We start from the raw sequence: 19,897 nt of genomic DNA, 5'->3' as shown, positions 1-19,897 counted from the left end.
TCGTATTCATGTTGCGTGACATCGAGCCAACCAGCCAGCACTAGGACCGGGCAATACCCGCAGCACGCACAACAGCCTGAGGCTTGACGGCCAGAGTAAGCCCAACGGCGCCGAGCAACGCGACGCTCATGAAGACATACGACGCCGCTGGCGATCCCGTCGCCCCATTCAGATAGCCCACGACATACGATCCCACGAACGATCCAAGCGCCCCCATGCTGTTGATGAGCGCCATTGCTCCACCGGCGACGTTCTTCGGCAGAAGCTCGGGCACGATCGCGAAGAACGGCCCATAAGGCGCATACATGGCCGCCCCGGCAATCACGAGCAACGCATAAGAAGCCCAAAAGTTAGTCGAACCGAGCAAATACGAACCGGCGAACGCGATCGCGCCGACGAGCAGGAACGGCCACACGAAGGCCTTGCGCGCCTGGAGCTTGTCGGAAGCCCAGGAGGCCAGCAACATTGCGATGGTCGCAGCCAGATACGGCACCGCAGACAGCCAGCCGGTCTCGACCATGCCAAGCGTCGAACCGTTCTTCAAGATCGATGGCAGCCACAGCACGAAGCCATAGACGCCGATACTCCAGCAGAAATACTGCGCGCACAGCTTGATCACAGCCGGCGACCTGAACGCCTCTCCGTAATTCTTCACCGGCTTGATGGCGGCCTGTTCCGCGCGCAGCGTCGCATCGAGATCGCGCTTCTCTTGGTCCGACAGCCAGCTCACCTGCGCAGGCTTGTCCTTCACGATGAACCACCAGATCACCGCCCACGCGACAGCCGGCAAGCCCTCCGCGATGAACATGTGACGCCAGCCGAACGAGTTCACGAGATAGCCCGATACGACGGACATCCACAGCACCGTCACCGGATTGCCCAGGATCAGGAAGGTGTTGGCACGCGAGCGCTCGGACTTGGTGAACCAGTTCGCGATGAACACGAGCATCGCAGGCATCACCGCGGCCTCGACGACGCCGAGCACGAAGCGAATCGCCATCAACGAGGGGATATTGCTGACCATGCCCGTCGCCGCCGCGCAGCCGCCCCACAGCACGAGACTCCAAAAGACGAGCTTCTTTACACTGCGCCGCTCGGCATAGATCGCGCCGGGAATCTGAAAGAAGAAGTAGCCAAGAAAGAACAGCGCGCCGATGAGCGACGACAAGCCCTTGCTGATGCCGAGGTCCTGATTGATGCCCGCAGCCGCCGCGAAGCCATAGTTCGCGCGGTCGAGATAGGCGAGGCTGTAGGTGATGAAGACGATCGGCATGATCGCCCACCAGCGGCGCACGGCCAGCTTGGGTGTCGAGGAAGATTGCATGGTTGTCTCCGATCGTAAGTCGGTTGAGTCGGGTGTTCCGTGACGATGCCGACGAGGCGTTCGCCCCGTCCGGCCATCAGGCGATGACTGCGGCTCGGGCCGTCTTGTCGTTGGAATCCTGTGCTTCGAGCGCATCGAGCGCGGCGCGGGTCGGCAAGCCTTCGCTATCGCCGATGACCTGTATCGCCAGCGCGCCGATGCGGTTGCCCCGAGCGATTGCATCTTGCATGCCGCGTCCTTCGAGCAGCGCGCTGACGATGCCGACCGCGAAGCCGTCGCCGGCGCCGACCGTATCGACGACATTCGCAACCGGCATCGCGGGCACGATGCCCGCATCGTCTGCCGTGCGGAAATACGCGCCCTCCGCGCCGAGCTTCACGACCACGCCCTTCGCGCCACGGTCAAGGTAGAACGCTGCAATGTCTTCAGGCTTCGCATAGCCGGTGAGCGTCAGGCCTTCGTTCACGCCGGGCAGCACCCAGTCGGCCAGTTCGGCCAGGGCGTTCAAGGCATCGGCCATCGCTTCACGCGAAGGCCACAAGGTCGGGCGCAAGTTCGGATCGAAAGAGATCGACTTGCCGGCCGCGCGCATCTCGCGCGCCATGTGAAACGCGAGTTCGCGCGACGTCGCCGAGATCGCCGGGGCGACGCCGGTCAGATGCAGGTGACGCGCGCCGAGCACGTAGTCGGCGGCGTAGTCGTCGAGCGAAAGATGGCTCGCTGCCGACCCCTTGCGAAAATATTCGACGGCCGGATCGCTCCCGTCATCGCACTTGCCCTTGAGCTGGAAGCCCGTCGGATAGCGATCGTCGACCGTCACGCGCCGCGCATCGATGCCTTCGGCGGCCAGCACATCGAGTACATAACGTCCGAACGAATCGTTGCCGACGCGGCTCATCCAGCCCACCCGGAAACCGAGTCGCGACAGGCCGATCGCGACGTTGAGGTCCGCGCCGGCGATGCGCTTCGTGAACTGGCCGACCGTCGCGAGATCGCCCGTGGCGGCGGCGACGAACATCGCCATCGCTTCGCCGTAGGTCACTACATCGAGGGCTTCGTGCTGTGCTTGCATGTCGAGTCCTTGCTCTGTGTCGATTGCTTCGCGTCTGCATGCTTCATGCGGCATGCGGCGCGCTGAATTCAGAATGCCGCGATGCGCGCGACCTGGACGGCGGCATCGGCATCGTCGCGGAACGGATATTCGATCGCACGCGGCACGTTCGACGGCAAGCGTCCGAGGATCGCAGCGAAGCGGGTGTCGTCATGCGCCGGGGCGACGGCGAAGCGGCGTGCGCCCTCGCCTTGCGTCGTCTTGCAATGCACGTAGGCGACATGGGACGCCAGCCGTTGCGCCGCGTCGAGCGGATCGACGTCCGCCCAATACCAGTTGCCCGTGTCGAACGTCATGCTGAGGCCGCTTGCGGCAGGCAGCGCGGCGAACAGCATTTCGAATGCGCCGGGCAGCCCGCCCTCTTTCGACTGCCCGTTCTCGACCACCACTCGCGCCCGAGAGCCGGCGATTGCATGCGTAATGCGATCGAGCGTCGCGGGATCCGTGGCGACGCTGCCAGCTTCGCCGCCCAACTGCAGCTTCACGATGCGCGCGCCGAGCGCGTGGCCCTCGTCGATGGCGAGCGTCAGCGCGTCGGCATCCAGGGAACCGTCGGGGCGAAAGAGTGCTGCGGGCGTCGAATGTACGGCCCATAGCCCTGCACCGTGAATGTGCTCTCCGAGACGTGACAACGCATCGAGTTGCGCGTCGGCATCATTAGCGAAGAGCTCGCGTCGCACTTCGAAGCCGTCCGCGCCTGCGAGCGCGGCCTTTTCGGCGCACGCGGCGTGTCCATCGCGCCGCACGGCATCCGCGCCGAATGCGCTTGCGACGATGACGACTTCGATGCTGTCCGAGTTTTCCGCCACGCTCTCGCTCCGTTGGAACCGGTTCCAATCGCCGGTTTGAAAAAAGACGCCCGAAGCGTCTTGCTAAGACCGAATAGTGCGCCGCGCACGGGAAGTCGCGCCATAGTGGAATTCCCTAGCCGAAGCAATCAGCCGTTTCGCAGAGTTCCAGGAAGCGGGATGCCGCCCGCGACGGCGCCGCTGCATGCGGCATGACGATCGAAAAGCGGCGCGTGAGCGGGGTCGGCGCCACGCGCAGGCAGCGGAGCACAGTCGCCTCGTGACGAATCGACATCGCCGATACGAAACCGACCCCCATCCCTGCCCGCACCGCTTCCTTCACGCCCTCCACGCCCGCGATCTCGAGCGCCACGCGCATCTCGACGCCGCCGTCCGCGAACGCGCGCTCGACGATCTGGCGCACACCGGAACCGCGTTCACGCAGAACGAGCGGATGCTCGCTCAAAGCTGCAAGCGTCGCGGCTTCGCGGCCATCGGCGAGCGGGTGGCCGCCCGGCACGATCGCGACGATCTCGTCCTCGCGCCACGGCTTGACGCTCGCGGTGGCAGGCAACGCGAGTCCCGCTGGCCCTTCGATGATCGCAATATCGAGCGATGCAAGGGCCGCGAGAATTTCGGTCGTGTTGCCGTCGATGGTCGTCACGGCCACGTCCGGAAAGCGCTGATGGAATGCCGCGATCAGATACGGCAACAGGTAGCTCGCGGGCGTGGTGCTCGCGCCGACGCGCAGCGTGCCGCGCTCGAGACCACGCATGGCGTCGCGTAGCGCATGCGCTTCGCGAAACGTTTCCCGTAGCTGCGCGGCGTGGACGAGCAGTTGGGTGCCGGCGGGCGTCAGGCGAACGCCGCGCCCATCGCGCTGGTACAGCGGTTCGCCGAACTCCTCCTGCAGCAGCCGGAGCTGCCCCGACACCGCCGGCTGGGACAAATGCAGCGCCACTGCGGCGCGGCTGATATTGCCGTGCTCCGCGACAGTAGCGAAAGTTATCAGTTGGTCCGGGGTCACGTTAGCGAAATATCATCTGATCCGATATATCGCATTCTAAATCACGATTTCTCATATGCATATATCGAGAATAGGATAGCGCCATTGCCCTTACGCTCGCAGGAAGGACGCCATGTCCACGGTTCAATCGCCCGTCTCCGGCACTTCGCAGTCCAGCGCACGCGGACAACTCAACGGAATCTTGTTCGTCGCGCTTTTCGCGGCGGCCGTTACGCGGCTTTCGTCACTGCCGGCCATCGCCGGGCTCGGAATCAGCCCGCTGATCGTCGGCATCATCGCCGGTGCAATCTACGGCAATGCGCTCAAGGATGGCATGCCGCAGAGCTGGGCGGCAGGCGTCAATTTCTCGGCGCGCAAGCTGTTGCGCATCGCAGTCGCCTTCTTCGGGCTGCGCGTCAGTCTGCAGGAAATCGCTCACGTCGGGCTCGCGGGCGTGACCGTGTCGGTGCTGGTCGTGGTCAGCACGCTCGTCATCGGTACGTGGGCGGGCATGAAGCTGATGAAGCTGGATCGCGATACCGCCCTGCTCACCGCCGCCGGCAGCGCGATTTGCGGCGCGGCAGCCGTGCTCGCGTTCGAATCCACATTGCAGTCCAAGCCGCACAAGAGCGCAATGGCCGTCGGCAGCGTCGTGTTGTTCGGCACGCTCTCGATGTTTCTGTATCCGCTCGCGATGCACGCCGGCTGGCTGCATCTCGACACCCTTGGCGCAGGCCTGTTCTTCGGCGGCACGATCCACGAAGTGGCGCAAGTGGTCGGCGCGGCGAGCAACGTCAGCCCGGAAGCGACGCACATCGCGACCATCGTGAAGATGACGCGCGTGATGATGCTCGTGCCGGTGCTGCTGGTCGTGGGCTTCTGGGTGAGCCGGTCGCGCGGCGCAAACCACGCGTCGGATGGTGTCGCGCAAGCTGGCAGAGGCAAGCTCGCGGTGCCCTGGTTCGCGCTCGGTTTCCTGGCGCTGGTCGTCGTGAACTCACTGCATGTGCTGCCCGATGCCGCGACCACTACGCTCAATACGCTCGACACCTTTGCGCTCACCATGGCGATGACCGCCCTCGGCATGGAAACGCGCATCGCGCAGATCCGCGAAGCCGGCCCGCGTGCGATCGCCACCGGCGCGATCCTGTATGCATGGCTGATCGGCGGCGGACTGGCCATCACCATGGGCGTCGAGCGCCTGTTCGGCTAATCCCGCATTCAACATGCAAAGGCCGCCTTCATCCAAAGGCGGCCTTTTCGTTTGCATTCAGAAAACCACTTAGGCCAGCCTCAAGGCCTGATCGAAATCGCCCATCAGATCGTCGATTTCTTCGATGCCCGCCGACAGCCGGATCATCCCGTCCGATATGCCCATCGCCTTGCGGGTTTCCGCGCCGGCTTCGAAGAAGATCGTCGGTGCGACGGGAATGATGAGTGTGCGTGTATCGCCGAGACCTGTCGCTTTGACGGGTAGTTGCAATGCGTTGATGACGTCGACCATTCTCTCGGGATTACGCAGCTCGAACGACAACAGCCACGAGCCGTTCTTGAACAGCGCCTTCGCGATGCCATGCTGCGGATGGCTTTCGAGTCCCGGATAGAACACCTTGCCGATCGCATCGTGCTGCTCGAGAAACTTCGCGAGCCCAAGCGCATTGTCGCTGCATTTCCCGACACGCAAGGCTAGCGTCTCCGCCCCCAGCGCGATCTGATGCGCCTGTTCCGACGACAGCGCCGCCCCCATATCGCGAAGACCTTTCTTGCGGACCTGCAACAGACCTTGTTCTTTCGGCGCGGAACGCCGGTAGTCGTCCGCGATGTTCGGATACTGGCTCCAGTCGAAAAGGCCCGTATCGGTGACTGCCCCGCCGAGCGCCGCGCCATGACCGGCGATGGTCTTCGTCAGCGAATTGATGACCAAGCTCGCGCCGACGTTCTTCGGGCGAAACAGCGCGGGCGACGTGATCGTATTGTCGACGATATACGCAAGCCCCCGCTCGCAGCACAGTTCGCCAATGCCCTGAAGGTCGGGAATCTGCGTGCCGGGATTCGCGATCGTTTCGACGAACACCATTCGCGTGTTCGGCTTGATCGCGTCGGCGACGTTATTGCGCGCGCCGGCATCGACGGTCGTCACTTCGACACCGAGCGTGCGCAGCGTGTTGAACAGGCTGTTCGTGTTGCCGAAGACATAGCGGCTCGCGACGAGATGATCGCCGGCACGCAAGAGCGTGAGGAAGACCGCCGTGATCGCGGCCATGCCGGTGCTGAAGCAGATGGAACCGACGCCTTCCTCGAGGCTCGTGATCTTGCGTTCGAGCGCGGCGGTGGTCGGCGTGCCTTGCCGCGCGTAATTGAAACCACCCTTCTTCGTACCCTGGAACACGCCGATCAAATCTTCCACGCGCTCGAATCCGTACTGCACCGATGTGTGAATCGGCTGGCGCAGGCCGCCATGTTCGACGCCCGTGTTTCTGTCGCCGTGAACGATGCCCGTGGTGAAGCCTTGCTTGCTCATCCCTTCTCCGCTTCGATGTCGATATCGCTTTCGCTGGGTTACTTGCCTTCCGTTACATGCATGCCGAATGCAGAAAACCATTCTACACCGGGGCTTTTTGATCGCTGGGCGCATGCAGAACACAGGAATAGCCGTTGCTCGCAGTCGTGCTTCAATAGGCGACTGCCGGCAACGCCGCCGCGTGCGGCATCACTGACGAGGAGCTCACGCATGGCTTACGAACTCTATTACTGGGACGGTCTGCAGGGACGCGGAGAATTCGTGCGGCTCGCGCTCGAAGATGCGGGCGCGGAGTACATCGACGTCGCGCGCGGATCAAAGAAGGATGGTCATGGCACGGATGCCATGATGAAGTTGATGAACAGCAAGACCGAGCCGCAAATCCCATTTGCGCCGCCGTTTCTGAAAGACGGTGAACTCATCGTGCCGCATGTCGCGAACATCCTGTTGTATCTCGGACCAAAGCTGAATCTCGCGCCGAAGGATGAAGCCTTGCGTTACGTCGCGCATGGACTGCAACTGACGATCGCCGACTTCGTCGCCGAAGTGCATGACACGCATCATCCGCTCGCAACCGACTTGTATTACGAAGACCAGAAAGACGCCGCGAAGATTCGCGCGCGGAATTTCATCGAAAAGCGCGTGCCGAAATTCTTCGGATACTTCGAGCGCATCCTCAAGCAGAATCCGCACGGCGACACGCAGATGATCGGCGACACGATCACTTACGTCGATTTGTCGATCTTCCAGCTCGTGGAAGGTTTGCATTATGCATTCCCCCGTGCGATGAAGACCTTCACCGAACATTACCCGCGAGTCTCGGCGCTGCACGACGCCGTGCTCGCGCGGCCCAACGTCGCTACGTACGTCGAATCGGAGCGGCGCACCCCGTTCAACGAATCGGGCATTTTCCGCCACTATCCCGAACTCGATCAGGACGCAAAGTAGTCCTCGCATCCGGTGGATGCATACTCACTCATCACAAGGAGCCACAATGGTCGAAACGATTCCATCCTTTGGTCTCGGCACGTTTCGCGTCGATGCCGCGAAAACGGTGAACGCAGTCAGGAGCGCCTTGCAGATCGGCTATCGGCACATCGATACTGCGCAGTTCTACAAGAACGAAGCCGCCGTCGGTCAGGGCGTGAGGGATTCGGGCATTCCCCGCGAAGACGTCTGGGTGACGACCAAGGTCTGGTGGGAGCGGCTCGCGCGCGACAAGCTGATCGCGAGCCTGCAGGACAGTCATGCGCAACTGGACATCGGCACCATCGACCTTGCGCTCGTGCACTGGCCATCGCCGGATAGTGCCGTGCCGATCGCCGAGACGCTCGCCGCGATGCAGGAAGCGCAGCAACTGGGGCTGATCCGCCATTACGGCGTGTCGAACTTCACCGCGCCGCTGCTCGAAGAGGCGCTGAATGCCCCGGGCGGCAGCGCGATCGTGACGAATCAGATCGAGGTGAGCCCGTTCCTCGCGAACCGCGCGCTCGTCGAAGCCACGCAACGGCTCGGCGTCAAGGTGACTGCCTACATGCCGCTCGGCGAAGGCCGCGCGCACGACGATCCGACGATCAGGGCGATCGCCGCCAAACATGGCGCAACGCCCGCGCAAGTCACGTTCGCATGGCTGTTGTCGCGGGATATCGTGGTGCTGTCGGCATCGACGAATGCGGAGCATCAGCAGATCAACTGGGACGCGCAAAAGCTCGAGCTGGATGCCGACGATATCGCGAAAATCGACGCGCTCGACGAAGGCAAGCGCAACGCCAATCCGTCGTTCGCGCCGAAGTGGTGACGCGCCACGGAGCGCGACATCGGCCAGCGCGATGAAGCCCGGCTCGGTCTCACGAGCCGGGCTTTTTCATGCCCGCCGCGCAATGCTATCCTTGCGAGCGCTCGATATTCCATTTCCTTCTAAGCATTTCAGATAAACAGCAAACGTGCTTTCGTTCCTGCTCAAGCTGCGCACGCGCGCCCAACAGCTTTTTCGCCTGTCCGACTCGCACACGATGCTCATCTGGGCCGTCGTCGTCGGCGTGGCGGGGGCGCTTGCGACGACGGTGTTCCGCGAAGGCATCGCGCTGACGCAACGGCTGCTCGGGAATCACTCGGAGGGACTCGTTGCGCTCGCGAATATCCTGCCTTGGCCCGTGCGAGCCGTGCTGCCCGCCGCGGGCGGGCTCGTCGCGGGCTTCTGCCTGATCGCCGCGCGGCGTCACGCCAGGAAGAACGCGAACACCGACTACATGGAAGCGGTCACCATCGGCGATGGCGCCGTGCCCGTGCGGCAAAGCATCTGGCGCAGCCTGTCGTCGCTGTTCACGATCACGAGCGGCGGCTCGATCGGCCGAGAAGGATCGATGGTCCAGCTCGCCGCGCTCGTATCGTCGCTGATCGGGCGATGGGTTCACTTCGATCCACCGCGCCTGCGCTTGCTCGTCGCGTGCGGCGCGGCGGCGGGCATCACGTCGGCGTATAACGCGCCGATTGCAGGCGCGTTCTTCGTCACGGAAATCGTGCTCGGCTCCATGGCGATGGAGAGCTTCGGTCCGGTCGTCGTATCGTCGGTCGTCGCTAACATCACGATGCGCGAGTTCGCCGGATATCGCCCGCCGTACGAGATGCCGGTGTTCCCGACGATCGCCGGCGTGGAAGTCCTGCTGTTCGTCGTGCTGGGCGTGTTATGCGGCACGCTCGCGCCGCACTTTCTGCGGCTGCTGGCGGCGTCCAGGAAACGCTTCTCGCTGCTGCCGCTGCCTTTACCGCTGCGTCTCGCGCTGGGCGGTCTGATCGTCGGCATCATCTCGATCTGGTGGCCCGAAGTCTGGGGCAACGGCTATGAAGTGGTGAACTCGCTGTTGCATCAGCCGTGGACGTGGACCGCGCTTCTCACCGTGCTCGTGTTCAAGATCATCGCGACCGCCGCGACGACCGGCTCCGGCGCGGTCGGCGGCATCTTCACACCGACGCTTTTCGTCGGCGCGGTGCTCGGTTGCCTGTATGGCATCGTGGTTCATACGGTCTGGCCGCATGCGACCTCCGCGCCCTTCGCCTACGCGATGGTCGGCATGGGCGCGTTCCTCGCCGCCGCAACGCACGCCCCGCTCATGGCGATCCTGATGATCTTCGAGATGACGCTCTCGTATCAGGTCGTGTTGCCGCTGATGCTCTCCTGCGTGGTCGCGTATTTCATCGCGCGCACGTCCGAACAGACGTCGATGTACGAAGTCACGCTGCGTCGCACGCGCGAGGAGAAGGAGCGCCTGCGCCTCGCGGCGACGCAGATGCGCGAGCTCGTGAAGCCCGCGGATACCGTCGTCCCGCTCACTGCGAACGTGAAGGACATGACGCGTGTGTTCCTCGAGTATCCGGTGAAGTATCTGTACGTGACCGATGAAGCCGGGCACTTTCGTGGCGTCGTCGCGCTGAAGGACATCACGTCCGATCTGCTCGACGAGCACGATACCGCCACGAAAACCGCCGCCGATTATCTGCAGCCGCATTTCGACGTGCTCACGCCGGACATGTCGCTCGGCGAGGCGTTGCAGCACTTCCTCGCGTTTCAGGGCGAGCGGCTGCCGGTCGTCGAACGGCGAAGCGAACCGCTCTTGCTGGGCGTCGTGTACAAGACCTCGCTTCTCGACGCATACTTTCGGCTGAACCCGACGCCGCGCTGAAACGCATGCAATTTGGTGGCGCATTACCCGTGCATGCGAAAAACCGCGCGCTGCAATCGTCGTTTGCGCGAGTTCACACATCACTCGAAGTATGGTCGCGCGACGCCCGCTCGTCGCGCCCGTGCGCCCGGGCCTATTGCTCCCGAACGTGCGGAAGGCAGGCGAGTACGGCATCGGCATAGCCCTTGCTTCGTGATACTCGCTGCTTACGTGAGGAGGGGTTGCCCGATGAAGACCTCAACGTTGTTGTCGATGGCTCTTGTCTCGGTGTCGTGCTACGCGGCGCCGCTGCATACGAGTTCGTCGGACGGATCGGTGGCCGTCGCATCGGCGACGCGCGCCGCGTTGCGCCTCAATGCCGCGCCGGTCGCACCGCCCGCGCCCGACATCTCGGCGCAGAGTCTCGACCACGCCCGCTGGCGTCACGTGCCGCTGCCGAAGTCGCGCGCGCCGAGCCGCGGCATGGCAAGCCAGACGATCCAGGTGCAGACCTGAGTGCCTGAGTGCCTCGCGCGCAGCTTCCGGAATTCAATAACATCCAAAGGACGCCACGATGACGGATCAGCCATCCCACGAACACGGCTTGAACGACGAACCGATCGACGACGAAATTGCCCAGGTCCTGCAGCGCGTGACCTACCCCGCCAACAAGGATGCGCTCGTCGATGCAGCGCGCGAAGCGGGCGTCAGCAACGATGTCATCACCGTGTTCGATGGCCTCCCCGAGCAGGATTATCAGGATGCCGATGCAGTCGAACGGCTGCTCGGCAGCAACGGCGGGCCGGGAATCTCGGTTTGATTGGCTGGGTCTGACCGGGCGGGTATCGTCGCACTGGGTTTAGGAGAAGGACGAACAGACTGATGAGAGCGCATCCTCTATGCTCCTTTCGCTTTCGAATTCGTTCAGTACCCTTACGCAACCTTTGCCCGCCCTCTCAGCACGTCCAGCATGCCAAAGGCCAGCATCTACCAGATCTTCTGCTCTCCGGATAGCAGAAACGCGCTGGACCCCGGCTTCATCCCACTCGATAACACCCACGGCCGGTCGGACTGGTACGAATACTGGCCGATACGGCGCTTCTTGCTCGACACCCCGTTGAACGATAATGAGTTTTACGGGTTCCTCTCCCCGCAGTTCGGCCCCAAGTCCGGTCTCGATTCATCTCGCGTCCATGACTTCGCGCAGGCAGTACCGGATGCGACAGACGTCATCTCGCTTTCTCCTTTCTTCGACGCCGGGGCGCTGAACCGCAACGTGTTCATCCAGGGCGCGCTCGACTTCGCCGAGAGCTGGCCTGTCTACGCGGAGGCCGTGAAGTGGCTCATGCCCGAGGTCCGGATCGAGGAACTCGTGATGGACTCGACCAACACCATCTTCTGCAACTACTTTCTCGCTAAACCCGCCTTCTGGCGATGCTGGCTGGAATTGGCCGAGAAGCTCTTCGCCGAAGCGGAGCGGAACGAGACGCCGCTCGGCAAGTCGCTGAACTCGGGACGGCCGTATCGCAGCGGAATCGTGGCCGAGAAGATATTCGTTATCGAACGGCTGGTCTCGCTGATCTTGTCGACGCAACCGCAGTGGCGTGTCGAAAGCATCAACCCTATCCCGCTGGGGTTGCTGTATGGCCGCAGCGAAGATTACAGGCGCGGGATGATCGTGCTCGACGCGCTAAAGATGGCCGCGCTCACGAGACGTGAGGAATACATGCAGACGTACTCGACGCTCCGCGAGCTGTGGATAGAGAAGCTCAGGCAACGAGCCTGAGCCGCCTGTCGTGAGCCGTCTGTCATCGCCTGACGGCTTCAGCTTCCCCGATACTGCGCCGCACTCGCCCCGGCCGGCGCCGCCGGCTTCCTGGCGCCCTTGCCGGCGCCTTGCGCAGCAGCGCCGCTCGCCGCCGCATCGGACGACATATAGGCGGGCGCCGCTTTTGCCTTCTGCTTCTGGCCCGCGGGCGGCGCGGTCGGCGCCTTGCGGATGTCGGCCAGCATCTGGTTGCAAGGCAGCGGCTTGTTGTTGCTCGGCGCGATGAGCGGAATCAGCGCGGCAAACGGATTGATGAGCCCGAGGCCGACCGCCGCCCCGCCGCGCACCGCCAGCGCCCCGACGTTCACACCGACGTTCGGGTCTTTGAACGTGCCCTTCACATAGAGCGGCGAGCGCAGCGAGAACACCCGGAAGCCCTTCGTGTGCGGATGGATGCTCAGGTCCATGTCCTCGGTCTTCAGGTTGATATTGCCGTCGACATTGATGACCGCGTCGTCGGTATCGAGGGCGAACACGCGCGAATCCAGCACGCCGTCCGTCACGACGAAGTCCGCCGCCGCGCAGTTGATGTTCACGTCGCGCTTGCCGAATAGCTTTTCATAGACCACGTTCGCCACGTTCAGGCCCGCCGCTTCCATGTACAGCCGGCTCACCGTGCCCTGCGTGACGAGCGCCTTCACTTCGCCATTCGATGTCGCCGCGAGCGTCGCCGGTGAATTGCCGGTGGCCGACAGCGCCGCGTCGCCATTGATTTCGCCGAGCGCGGATTGCATCGTCTTGTTCGTCGGGAAAAGCTGCTTCAGCTTCAGATGCCGCGCCTCGGCCGAGAACTTGCCCTTCAGCGGCGCACTGCTGCCGTCCAGATGAATATTGGATGCAAACGTCCCGCCCGCGACGCCGAACTTCAGCGGCTCCAGCGACAGCACACCGTTCTTCATGATGACGTGCGTATAGAGATCGGTGATGGGCAGCTTCGGGTCCTTGATGAGGCGCTGGCCGGTGAACTTCACGTCGGCGTCGATGGCCTTCCAGCGATCCGTCTTGAACTCCTCCGTCGGCAGCGCCTTCGCGGACGGCTGTTTCTCCGCCTCGCCGCGCTTCGCCTTGCTCGCGTTCGAATCGGCGCCGATGATCGGTGCGAGGTCCGAGAACTGCAGCAGATGCGACACCAGTTCGCCTTGCAACAGCGGTCGCGGCTTCCTCGCCGCATAGACGAGCGAGCCGTTGATGTCGCTGCCGCCCACGCGTCCGGTGAAGTTCTCGTAATGAAAGACATTGCCCTCTTCGCGGAATTGCCCGGTCAGCCGGCCTTCCGTGGCGAACGGCGGGGTTTCGGGCAGCGTCACGCCCGTGAACGGATACAGATGCGCCATGCTGACCGCCTGCACCCACAAACGCAGATCGAGCGCGGCGAGATGCGCCGGATCGGTCACGGTGCCGACGAATGCAATATGCGTATCGCCAAGACGCACGTCGGCCTGCACGGGGAACGGGCGCTTCGCGTCCTGCACGGCGAGCACACCGCCGAGCTTGCCCTCGCCCGACACCTTGCCACCGTTGTACGTGCCTTTCGCGGTCCAGCCGAAGGCATACGGTGGAACGGGCGGCTTCTCCGCGTTCTTCGTCGTGATGCTCTGCTGCGCCGACGTGCTCGCCGGATTCGGCGCCGATGCATTCGCCGCCGCAGCCGATGCCGCAGCCGATGCCGCCGAAGCCTCGGACGCCGCCGCCGCGTCGGCCTGCTTTTCGAGCTTGGCGGCGCCGCCCTTGCCGACCATTTCCGCCGACGACTTCGCCGATGCCGCTTCCTGCTGCTTCATCACTTCGCCGATCGGCACGGCCTGGCCGAGCGTATCGACGACGATGTTCATGTCCGCCTTCGTCACTTCGTCGCGCACGGCGATCGTGCCCTTCGCAAGCGAGATATCGCCGAGCTTCAGATTCCACGTCGACGGCTCCGTCGACTGCCTGAACTTGAACGTCCAGTTGTTGCGATTGTCCTTGAGGCGCTCGATATCCACGGACGGGTTCACCAGATTGATCGCCGGAATGACGATGTCGTGCGCGAGCAAGGGCAGCACGGCTACCTGAAAGTCGATTTCATCGAGCGTCGCAAAATGTTGCTGACGCGCCCAGTCGGGATTGGCGATGGTGATCTTCTCGGCGGAAAAACGCGGCCACGGCACCCAGCGTTTCCAGCCGGTTTCGTTCGGCGGCCTCCGCCAGCCGACCTTCAGATCGCCGGTGATGTGAAACTGCCTGCCGATGGCCTGCGTCACCTTGTCGTCGACCCAGGGACGCAAACGGTTGAAGTCGAACGTCAGGAAGAAGACCACGAGGATCGCGATCAGAATGGCAAGGACCGCGAAGATCCATGCGACGATCTTGCCGACCTTCTTGCCGGCGTTCTTGCGGGGGTCATTCCCGTTGTGCCCGGCGGTTGGGGCTTGCGCCATATCGGCTCCATCCGTTTTTTGCTGATTGACGATCCGCCAGCACAAGGCATGCCCGGTTGGCATGGCGGGCATGGCGCGTAAGATGGCGCGACACCGGAACCTTCCCCACATTGAACGAATGCAGACTTCAATTGCGCCGCTCGTCGCCGCGAACGGCATCGTGCGCCGCGATGCGGCGCGCGGCGCCTTGCTGCTGCAGCCGACCGACTTCACGCTCGACGCCGGACAGCGCGTGTCGATCACCGGGCCGTCGGGTTCCGGCAAGAGCGTCTTGCTGCGCACGCTCGCCCTGCTCGATCCGTGCGACGAGGGCTTCATCGCGTGGCGAGGCGAGCGCATCGCGCGGTCCGGCATACCGGCGTATCGGCGGCGCGTCGCGTATATCGCGCAGCGGCCCGCGATGCTCGATGGCAGCGTCGAAGACAACCTGCGTTATCCCTATACGCTGAAGGTCTACCGCGATGAACGTTTCGATCGCGACATCGCCGCGCGGCTGGCGCACGCAGCCGGTCGCGGCGCGGATTTTCTCGACAAGCCGGCAAGCGAGCTGTCCGGCGGCGAAGCGCAAATCGCCGCGTTCGTGCGCGTGCTGCAGCTTTCGCCCGACGTGCTGTTGCTCGATGAACCGACCGCATCGCTCGATCCGGCTTCGGCGCGCGCCATCGAGGCGCTCGTTGGCGACTGGTTCGATGGCGGCGAGCGCGCGTGCATCTGGGTATCGCACGATATCGGGCAGGCTCGCCGCGTCGCCACGCGGCATCTCACGATGACCGCCGGCCTGCTCGCCGAACGTGAGGGCGCGCAATGAACGGCTACCAGACTCTCAGCCTGTTCGATATCGGGCTCGCGGCGGCGCTGATCGTCGTGAACGGCGCGCTTTCGGTGGCGCTCCGGCTCGGACTGGAGCGGCGGCTTCTGATCGCGGCGGTGCGCACCGTCGTGCAACTGCTCTTGGTCGGCTATGTGCTCGGCTGGGTGTTCGCGTTCAGCCGCTGGACCGTCGTGCTGCCGCTGATGGCGCTGATGACGGTGATCGCCGGCCTCGCGGCGTCGAATCGCGGGCGGCGCACGTATGCGGGCCAGCGCGTCGACAGCCTCTTATCGATATGGGGCAGCTCATGGCTGATCGGCGCGTTCGGGCTGTTCGCGGTGATCCGCATCCACCCGTGGTACGAGCCGCAGTACGCAATCCCCATTCTCGGCATGATCCTCGGCAATACGCTGACGGGCGTATCGCTCGGGATCGAACGGATGACGGAGGAACTGACGGCGGGACGCGCGGCCGTCGAAATGTCGCTTGCGCTCGGCGCGACCCGCTGGGAAGCGGCGCAAGGTCCCGCGCGGCAGGCGGTGCGCGCCGGCATGATCCCGACGCTGAACCAAATGGCCGTCGTCGGCCTCGTGAGCCTGCCGGGAATGATGACCGGCCAGGTGCTCGCGGGGCAATCGCCGTTGCAGGCGGTGCGGTATCAGATCGTCATCATGTTTCTGATCGCGGCGGCGTCGGGGCTGGGCGTGGTCGGCGCCGTCGTGCTGACTTACCTGCGGCTTTTCTCGCCGGATCACCGGTTCATGGCGGCCAGGCTGATCGAGCGGCAGAAGAAGAACCGCCGCGCCTGATCATTCTCCGCGATACGCCCGCTCCAGCGCCGCGATATCCAGCTTGATCATCTCGCGCATCTTCGCCATCGTCCGATTCGCCTTCGCCGGGTCCGCATCCTGAAGCATGCCGAGCAGGCGGCGAGGCGCGATCTGCCATGTCACGCCGAAGCGGTCGGTCAGCCACCCGCAGGCCATTGCCTCGCCGCCGTCGAGCAGCTTGTCCCAGTAATGGTCGATCTCGGCTTGATCGTCGCACTGGACGAACATCGAAATGGCCGGCGTGAAGCTGAATTCGGGCCCGCCGTTGAGCGCGAGGAACGCTTCGCCATCGAGTTCGAACTGGACGGCGAGCAGCTTGCCGACCGGACCTGGGCTCGCTTCGTTATGAAGCAAGGTATCGGTGATGCGCGCGTTCCTGAACACGCTGACGTAGAAGTCGACGGCCTCCTGCGCATTGCCGTCGAACCAGAGACAGGGCGAAATCTTGCTGATGCGCTTGTCCATGCGCTCCTCCTTCGTGCTGTTCGTCGACACGCGGCGCGCGTCATTCCCGATGACCGCACGTGGCCTTCTGCATTTCGGCGGGGCTGACATCGCGCACATGCGTCGCGACCGACCATTGATGCCCGAACGGATCTTCGAGACGCCCGTAACGGTCGCCCCAGAACATCTCGGCGACGGGCATGATCACGCGCGCGCCGGCGGCTTGCGCCTGCTTCACGGTGGCGTCGGCGTCTTCGACATACAGATGGATGATGACCGGCGAGCCCTTCAGCGCGGTCGCGCCGAGCAGGCCGAAGTCGCGATTTTCGTCGACGAGCATCAGCGCGGAATCGCCGATGCGGATCATCGCGTGCATCAGCTTGCCATCGGGTCCGGGCAGACGCCCCGTCTCGATGGCGCCGAACGCGCGCTTGTAGAACTCGATGGCCTCGGCCGCGCCCGCGCACACGATGTGCGGGGTCAGCGAGTGCATGTCTTCGGGAATGGCCTTGACAGGGGATGGCGATTGCGACATATCGGCTCCGTGAACGAACGGTGGAAACAACGCATCAACGCTACGACGAGCAAGCATGCCGCCAATCGACACCGATCCGCGCACGGAGCGCAATTTTTCACATGGACTTATCGCGTGAGTTCGTCCGCCAGCGACTGAATCAATGCTTCGAGCCGCGCGAAGTTGACGGGCTTCGTCAGATGATCGCGAAACCCTGCTTCGCGGCAGCGGCGGATGTCTTCGTCCATGCCGTATCCGGTGATCGCGACCGACGGCCGCCCCGGCTGAAGCGTCGTCCACGCGCGCGCGATGTCGAGGCCGGTGCCATCCGGCAAGCCGATATCGCTCACGAGCAGATCGAAGGCGCCGCGCCTCGCGCATTCGAGCGCCTCGGCAACGGTCGTCGCGACGGTGATGTCGTGGCCCAGCATGTCGAGCACTTCCGCCATCGCCGACGACGTCTGCTCGTTGTCCTCCACGAGCAGCACCCGGAGCGCGCTGCCCGGCTCCTGCTGGGCGGCCTGCGGCAGCGGCGCGGGCTCGTGCGCCGGCTGCACGCGGGCGAGCGGCAGCGTCAGCGTGAAGCGCGCGCCCTGATCGCGGCCGTCGCTGTAGGCGGACAGCGTGCCGCCGTGCTTCTGCGCGAGCGTGCTGGCGATCGCGAGTCCGAGGCCGAGTCCGCCGAACGAGCGCGTGATCGAATCGTCGGCTTGTTCGAACGCCGAGAAGATGCGCGGCAAGGCTTCGGCGCTGATGCCGATACCGCTGTCCGTCACCGACACCGCGATGGTCGCTTCGTCCGGGTTCCACGTGCGCACTTCGATGCGCCCGCCCGCCGGCGTGAACTTCACCGCGTTCTTCATCAGGTTCCACGCGATTTGCTGGAGCCGCGCGGCATCGCCCGAAACGACGAAGCGCGTCGCTTCGAACTTCGTTTCGAGCGTCAGGTTCTTCGCGCGCAAGTCGGCTTCGGACATGTCGAGCGCGCTGGTGAGCAGCGTGTCGAGCGCGACGCTCGCGAAGTTCAGGCTGAGCTTGCCCCGCGCGATGCTCGTCAGATCGAGCAGATCGTCGATCAGGCGCGCCTCCAGTTCGACATTGCGGCGGATCAGATCGAGCGTCGGATGCGCCTCGCGCGGCAGCGAGTGCTTCATTTCGAGCAGGCGCACGGCGGCGAGAATCGGCGTGAGCGGCGTGCGCAATTCGTGCGACAACACCGCGAGGAAATGATCTTTCGCGCGGTTCGCCGACTCCGCCTGGTCCTTCGCGAGCCGCAAGGCGTCGGCGGCCATGTGGGCGTCGGTCGCATCGCGCACGATCTTCGAGAAGCCGATGAGCTCGTTCTGTTCGGTGCGGATCGCGGTCGTCACGCCGGATGCGAAGAACGAATGCCCGTCCTTGCGCCAGAGCCAGCGGTCGTCGGAGGCGCTGCCCTCACGCCGCGCCGTTTCCAGCTCGTTATCGAAGACGCCGGCTTCGCGGTCGTCGTGACTATAGAAAATGCTCGCCGATTGCCCGAGCACGTCCTGCGGCGGAAAGCCGAGAATGCGCTCGGACGCCGCGTTCCACGTGCGAATGCGCCCTTCCGGATCGAGCGTGATGACGGCGTAGTCCTTGAGCGCGTCGATCAGCAGACGGAAATGCGTTTCCGTTTCGCGCAGCGCGCGCTCCACCGCGATGCGCTGCGCACGTTCCGCCGACTCGCGCATCGCGCGGCGCACGACGGCGGGCAGCCGCTGCAGGCGCTGCTTCAGCACGTAGTCGGTGGCGCCGCGCTTCAGCATGTCGACGGCGTGCTCTTCGCCGAGCAGGCCCGACACGAAGATGAACGGCGTATCCGGTGCGCGCTCGCTCGCAATGGACAGCGCCTCGATGCCGGAGAACGTGGGCATCACGAAATCGGCGAGGATCACGTCGAAGCGCCGCGCTTCGAGCTCGCCGATGAAGCTCGCGGAATCGTAGACGATCGACGCCTCCACGACGTAATCGGCGCGTTCTAGCTGGGCGATGGTCAGCTCCGCATCGAGCGCGTTGTCTTCGACGAGAAGCAGTTGCAGGGGCTGCATGATCTAGGCGGCCTCGCGAAAGAGCGGGCGCACGAACGGCATGGATGGCGCAAGCGGCACGGGTGGCGTCGGGATGGCGGGCATGAGCACAGCGTTCATTGTCCTGCCAGCGGTCGGCGAAAACGCGTCGAGCCCGGCGGCGGCTCGTTGAGCACGGCCCAGAAGACGCCGAGATCGCTGATCGCTTCGACAAATTCCGCGAACTCCACGGGCTTCACCACGTACGCATTCACGCCGAGTTCGTAGCTGCGAATCAGGTCCTGCTCCTCGCGCGACGAAGTCAGCATCACGACGGGGATGCTCTTGAGCGCCGCGTTCGAGCGAATCATGTCGAGCACTTCGAGACCGTCGATCTTCGGCAGCTTCAGGTCGAGCAGGATGACCGCCGGATTGCCGGGCGTGCGGTCGGCCCAGTCGCCGGCGCCTGTCAGATAGTCGATGGCTTCCTGGCCGTCGCGGGCGACGATCACTTCATTGGCGAGCTGGCTCTTGCCGAGCGCGACGAGGGTCAGCTCGAGGTCGTTCGGATTGTCTTCGACGAGCAGTATGGGTTTGAGCATGGTCTGTTGTTGACTTCG

Annotated in this window: 19 protein-coding genes; 9 read left to right on the top strand and 10 right to left on the bottom strand. The window is 64.0% G+C overall.

The features are described from left to right. Positions 1-40 precede the first annotated feature (40 nt). The 4 genes from P9220_RS10455 to P9220_RS10440 all read right to left on the bottom strand — a co-directional run bounded on the left by P9220_RS10455 (position 41) and on the right by P9220_RS10440 (position 4,250). Complete coding sequence (locus tag P9220_RS10455; RefSeq protein WP_309764776.1) at positions 41-1,324, bottom strand: MFS transporter; 1,284 nt, start codon at positions 1,322-1,324, stop codon at positions 41-43. A gap of 76 nt (positions 1,325-1,400) precedes the next feature. After that, the gene (locus tag P9220_RS10450) at positions 1,401-2,396 is read right to left on the bottom strand and encodes a sugar kinase (RefSeq protein ID WP_309764775.1); all 996 of its coding nucleotides are present in this window, start codon (positions 2,394-2,396) and stop codon (positions 1,401-1,403) included. Between the two features lie 68 nt (positions 2,397-2,464). Continuing rightward, a complete protein-coding gene (locus tag P9220_RS10445; RefSeq protein WP_309764774.1) occupies positions 2,465-3,244 on the bottom strand; it encodes a TIM barrel protein in 780 nt (259 codons plus the stop codon). 115 nt (positions 3,245-3,359) lie between these two features. Continuing rightward, on the bottom strand, positions 3,360-4,250 hold the full coding sequence (locus P9220_RS10440; protein ID WP_309764773.1) for a LysR family transcriptional regulator: 891 nt from the start codon (positions 4,248-4,250) through the stop codon (positions 3,360-3,362). A gap of 112 nt (positions 4,251-4,362) precedes the next feature. On the opposite strand from P9220_RS10440, the gene P9220_RS10435 reads away from it, so the two are divergent. Then, positions 4,363-5,442, top strand: a complete 1,080-nt coding sequence (locus tag P9220_RS10435; RefSeq protein ID WP_309764772.1) for a YeiH family protein — start codon at positions 4,363-4,365, stop codon at positions 5,440-5,442. 69 nt (positions 5,443-5,511) lie between these two features. On the opposite strand, the gene P9220_RS10430 is transcribed toward P9220_RS10435, so the two are convergent. Beyond that, complete coding sequence (locus P9220_RS10430) at positions 5,512-6,750, bottom strand: cystathionine gamma-synthase family protein (protein ID WP_309764771.1); 1,239 nt, start codon at positions 6,748-6,750, stop codon at positions 5,512-5,514. A 210-nt stretch (positions 6,751-6,960) separates the two neighbouring features. Here P9220_RS10430 and P9220_RS10425 point away from each other — a divergent pair, with 210 nt between their 5' ends. The 6 genes from P9220_RS10425 to P9220_RS10400 all read left to right on the top strand — a co-directional run bounded on the left by P9220_RS10425 (position 6,961) and on the right by P9220_RS10400 (position 12,195). Next, complete coding sequence (locus P9220_RS10425; RefSeq protein ID WP_309764770.1) at positions 6,961-7,698, top strand: glutathione S-transferase family protein; 738 nt, start codon at positions 6,961-6,963, stop codon at positions 7,696-7,698. Positions 7,699-7,744: 46 nt separating this feature from the next. Further along, entirely contained in the window at positions 7,745-8,548 is an 804-nt protein-coding gene (locus tag P9220_RS10420; RefSeq protein ID WP_309764769.1) for an aldo/keto reductase, read from the top strand. 145 nt (positions 8,549-8,693) lie between these two features. Continuing rightward, positions 8,694-10,430, top strand: a complete 1,737-nt coding sequence (locus P9220_RS10415) for a ClcB-like voltage-gated chloride channel protein (protein WP_309764768.1) — start codon at positions 8,694-8,696, stop codon at positions 10,428-10,430. A gap of 228 nt (positions 10,431-10,658) precedes the next feature. Next, entirely contained in the window at positions 10,659-10,925 is a 267-nt protein-coding gene (locus P9220_RS10410; protein WP_309764767.1) for a hypothetical protein, read from the top strand. Between the two features lie 58 nt (positions 10,926-10,983). Beyond that, positions 10,984-11,229 carry a DUF2795 domain-containing protein gene (locus tag P9220_RS10405; protein WP_309764766.1) on the top strand — a complete coding sequence of 82 codons (246 nt, stop codon included), beginning with the start codon at positions 10,984-10,986 and terminating at the stop codon, positions 11,227-11,229. Between the two features lie 150 nt (positions 11,230-11,379). After that, complete coding sequence (locus P9220_RS10400) at positions 11,380-12,195, top strand: hypothetical protein (RefSeq protein WP_309764765.1); 816 nt, start codon at positions 11,380-11,382, stop codon at positions 12,193-12,195. 38 nt (positions 12,196-12,233) lie between these two features. On the opposite strand, the gene P9220_RS10395 is transcribed toward P9220_RS10400, so the two are convergent. Continuing rightward, positions 12,234-14,654, bottom strand: coding sequence for an AsmA family protein (locus P9220_RS10395; RefSeq protein WP_309764764.1), 2,421 nt, complete (start codon positions 14,652-14,654; stop codon positions 12,234-12,236). A 118-nt stretch (positions 14,655-14,772) separates the two neighbouring features. Here P9220_RS10395 and P9220_RS10390 point away from each other — a divergent pair, with 118 nt between their 5' ends. Together P9220_RS10390 and P9220_RS10385 are read left to right on the top strand one after the other, a co-directional pair. After that, positions 14,773-15,462, top strand: a complete 690-nt coding sequence (locus P9220_RS10390; protein WP_309764763.1) for an ATP-binding cassette domain-containing protein — start codon at positions 14,773-14,775, stop codon at positions 15,460-15,462. Continuing rightward, positions 15,459-16,274 carry an ABC transporter permease gene (locus P9220_RS10385; RefSeq protein ID WP_309764762.1) on the top strand — a complete coding sequence of 272 codons (816 nt, stop codon included), beginning with the start codon at positions 15,459-15,461 and terminating at the stop codon, positions 16,272-16,274. The genes P9220_RS10390 and P9220_RS10385 overlap by 4 nt, the downstream gene beginning before the upstream one ends. Here P9220_RS10385 and P9220_RS10380 read toward each other — a convergent pair whose 3' ends face one another. The 4 genes from P9220_RS10380 to P9220_RS10365 all read right to left on the bottom strand — a co-directional run bounded on the left by P9220_RS10380 (position 16,275) and on the right by P9220_RS10365 (position 19,879). After that, positions 16,275-16,760, bottom strand: a complete 486-nt coding sequence (locus P9220_RS10380) for a VOC family protein (RefSeq protein WP_309764761.1) — start codon at positions 16,758-16,760, stop codon at positions 16,275-16,277. It lies immediately after the preceding gene. A gap of 40 nt (positions 16,761-16,800) precedes the next feature. Beyond that, positions 16,801-17,274 (bottom strand): VOC family protein, encoded by a 474-nt coding sequence (locus P9220_RS10375; protein WP_309764760.1) that lies wholly within the window; start codon positions 17,272-17,274, stop codon positions 16,801-16,803. 107 nt (positions 17,275-17,381) lie between these two features. Further along, positions 17,382-19,319: a response regulator gene (locus P9220_RS10370; protein ID WP_309764759.1), complete on the bottom strand. Its 1,938-nt coding sequence runs from the start codon at positions 19,317-19,319 to the stop codon at positions 17,382-17,384. 95 nt (positions 19,320-19,414) lie between these two features. Further along, positions 19,415-19,879, bottom strand: a complete 465-nt coding sequence (locus P9220_RS10365; RefSeq protein ID WP_309764758.1) for a response regulator — start codon at positions 19,877-19,879, stop codon at positions 19,415-19,417. Positions 19,880-19,897 lie beyond the last annotated feature (18 nt).

The sequence above is a fragment of the Caballeronia sp. LZ016 genome (genome assembly GCF_031450805.1).
Taxonomy (GTDB): domain Bacteria; phylum Pseudomonadota; class Gammaproteobacteria; order Burkholderiales; family Burkholderiaceae; genus Caballeronia.
Note: the sequence above shows the minus strand (reverse complement) of the source record. Positions and strands in the feature narration are given on the sequence as shown.